Source organism: Burkholderia sp. Ac-20344, from assembly GCF_017104975.1.
GTDB lineage: Bacteria > Pseudomonadota > Gammaproteobacteria > Burkholderiales > Burkholderiaceae > Burkholderia.
In genome coordinates, this window is record NZ_JAAGPP010000322.1 from 1 (window position 1) to 2,464 (window position 2,464).

The 2,464-nt window shown below is 71.3% G+C and carries 4 protein-coding genes; all 4 read right to left on the reverse strand.

What is annotated here, in order from left to right; translation table 11 throughout:
* On the reverse strand, positions 1–645 hold a 645-nt coding region (locus G3N64_RS38795), incomplete at its 3' end, for a branched-chain amino acid ABC transporter permease (RefSeq protein ID WP_205788854.1).
* Positions 646–652: 7 nt separating this feature from the next.
* Positions 653–1,090, reverse strand: a complete 438-nt coding sequence (locus G3N64_RS38800) for a thioesterase family protein (protein WP_027787751.1) — start codon at positions 1,088–1,090, stop codon at positions 653–655.
* Positions 1,091–1,229: 139 nt separating this feature from the next.
* On the reverse strand, positions 1,230–1,766 hold the full coding sequence (locus tag G3N64_RS38805; RefSeq protein ID WP_205788855.1) for an NUDIX domain-containing protein: 537 nt from the start codon (positions 1,764–1,766) through the stop codon (positions 1,230–1,232).
* A gap of 121 nt (positions 1,767–1,887) precedes the next feature.
* Positions 1,888–2,464, reverse strand: a 577-nt coding sequence (locus G3N64_RS38810; protein WP_205788856.1) for a YbfB/YjiJ family MFS transporter, incomplete at its 5' end; no start/stop codon positions are given.

Sequence of the window (2,464 nt, forward strand, 5' to 3'; positions counted from 1 at the left end):
GGGTTCGATCACCGCGAGCGGCGCGCCGATCACGCCGGCCAGCGCCGCCAGCGCGGTGCCCGCGCCGAACAGCGCCGTCATCACGCGCGGCACGTCGTAGCCGAGCGCCTCGACGGCCGCACGGTGCGTGAGCGCCGCGCGCACCACGAGCCCGATGCGCGATGCGCGCAGCAGCACGCCGAGCGCGACCAGCATCGCCGTGGACATCCCCATCATGAACAGCCGGTAGCGCGGCAGCGCGAGGCCGAATACGGTCACGGGTGCGCCGTCGAACAGCGCCGGCACGGGGGCCGGCAGCGGCGCAAGGCCCCACGCGAGTTTCGCGCCTTCGCCGATCAGGTAAGCGAGGCCGAAGGTCAGCAGCAGTTCGCTCGTATGGCCGCGCGCCTGCACGCGGCGCAGCAGAGCACGTTCGCAGCCGGCGCCGAGCAGCCCGACCGCGAGCGGCGCGAGTACCAGCGCGGGCCAGAATCCCGCGCTGGCCGCGATGCTGTAGCCGACATACGCGCCGAGCATGTAGAAGCTCGCATGCGCGAAGTTGAGCACGCCCTGCACGCTGAAGATCAGCGTGAGTCCGGCCGACAGCATGAACAGCAGCAAGCCGTAGCTGAGGCCGTTGAAGGCCTGGAGCGCGAACGCGTGCAAAGCGAAATCAGGCCGCGAGCGGCTCGAGCGCGGCGCGCAGCGCGTCGGGCAGCGGCACCGGCCGGCGCGTGCCGCGATCGACGTACACGTGCACGAAGTGCCCCTGCGCGGCGGGCGACGCGTCGCCCTGCGCGAACAGCCCGACCTCGTAGCGCACGCTCGACGTGCCGAGCTTCACGACCCGCAGCCCTGCGTCGACCGATTGCGGAAACACCAGCGGTGCGAAGTAGTTGCACTGCGTCTCGACCACGAGGCCGATCGTCTGCCCGTGCTCGACGTCGAGCACGCCGGCGCGGATCAGGTATTCGTTCACGACCGTGTCGAAGTAGCTGTAGTACACGACGTTGTTCACGTGCCCGTAGACGTCGTTGTCCATCCAGCGGGTCGTGATCGGCAGGAAGTGGCGATAGGCGTCGCGCGGACGCGGTTGCGGCTTGTCGGACATGGCGATGGCGGTCGGGACGATGAAAGCGATGAGGACGAAGCGCGGCGGCCGCATGACACGGCGCGCCGGCAAGAGGCGGAGCGCCGCGCCGCGATCGCTCGCGGCACGGCGGATGCAACGCGGCGGGCGAGCCGGCCCGTCACTGCCCCGGCCGGTCGACGAATTCGAAATCGAGGCCGCGCGCCCGCATCCAGTCGGCGAGCGCGACGCCCGTGCCGGCGCGCCACGGGCGCAGCAGCGGCGGATCGACGAGCTTGTATTCGAGCAGTTCCGGCGACAGCGCGACCGTGCCCGACGCCCGCACGTGGTACGCGATGATCAGCTCGTTCTTGCGGATGAATTCGTAGACGCCGACGAGCGACACGTGCTCGGCCTTCAGCGCCGTTTCCTCGAATACCTCGCGCGCGATACCGTCCTCGGGCGTCTCGCCGTTCTCGAGGAAGCCGGTGATCAGCGCGAACATGCCTTCGGGCCAGGCCGCGTTGCGCGCGAGCAGGATCTTGCCGTCGAGTTCCACGATCGCCGCGACGACGGGCAACGGGTTGTTCCAGTGGACATAGCCGCAATTGTCGTCGGGGCACGCCTGGCGAATGCGGCCGCCTTCATGGTCGGAATCGGCGCGCTCGGTGAGCGGGCTCGCGCAGCGCGGGCAAAAGCGGTAGTCGGCGGTGGTCATCGATGGGGATCTGGCAGGCGCCGGACGGCCGCCAGCCGGCTGCCCGCGCACCCGCTCGGCGCGGGAAAGGCTTCATTCTAGCGAGTTTGCCCGTGCCGCAGACGATCCGTCCCCGCCGAGATCAGGGTTGCGGGCGCCCTCGTGCGGCGGTCGCCGCGAAGCCGGCGGCGCCGAGCAACAACGCGGCCACCGCGACCCACAGCGCGGGGGAAAACGACCCGAAGCGCGCGGCCAGCGGCGCCGCGACGAGCGGGCCGAGAATCTGCCCGACGCCGTACGACGCGGTCGCATAGCCCATCAGCCCGGCTGCCCGCTCGCCGTGCAAGCGCCGCGCCTCGCGCATCGCGAACAGCGTGATCGCGGTGAACGGCAGGCCGAGCAGCGCGCTGCCGACCGAGAAGCCGGCCGCGTTCGGCCACACGATCCCGGCGGCAATGCCGAGCGCCTGCGTCGCGCAACCGGCCGCCAGCAGCAGCCGGTTGTCCCAGTGCCCGGGCAGCCGCGCGGCGGTGATCGCGCCGACGATCAGCGCCGCGCCGAACATCGGCCAGAACAGGTCGGGCCACGGCGAACCGGCCGGCAGCGCGGCGCGCGCGATCACGGGCAGGAACGTCGCGGTGATGATGTAGCCGAAGCCCGGCATGCCGTACAGCACGACGAGCCATGCGGCGTCCACGCGATGGCGGCGCGTGCGGGCC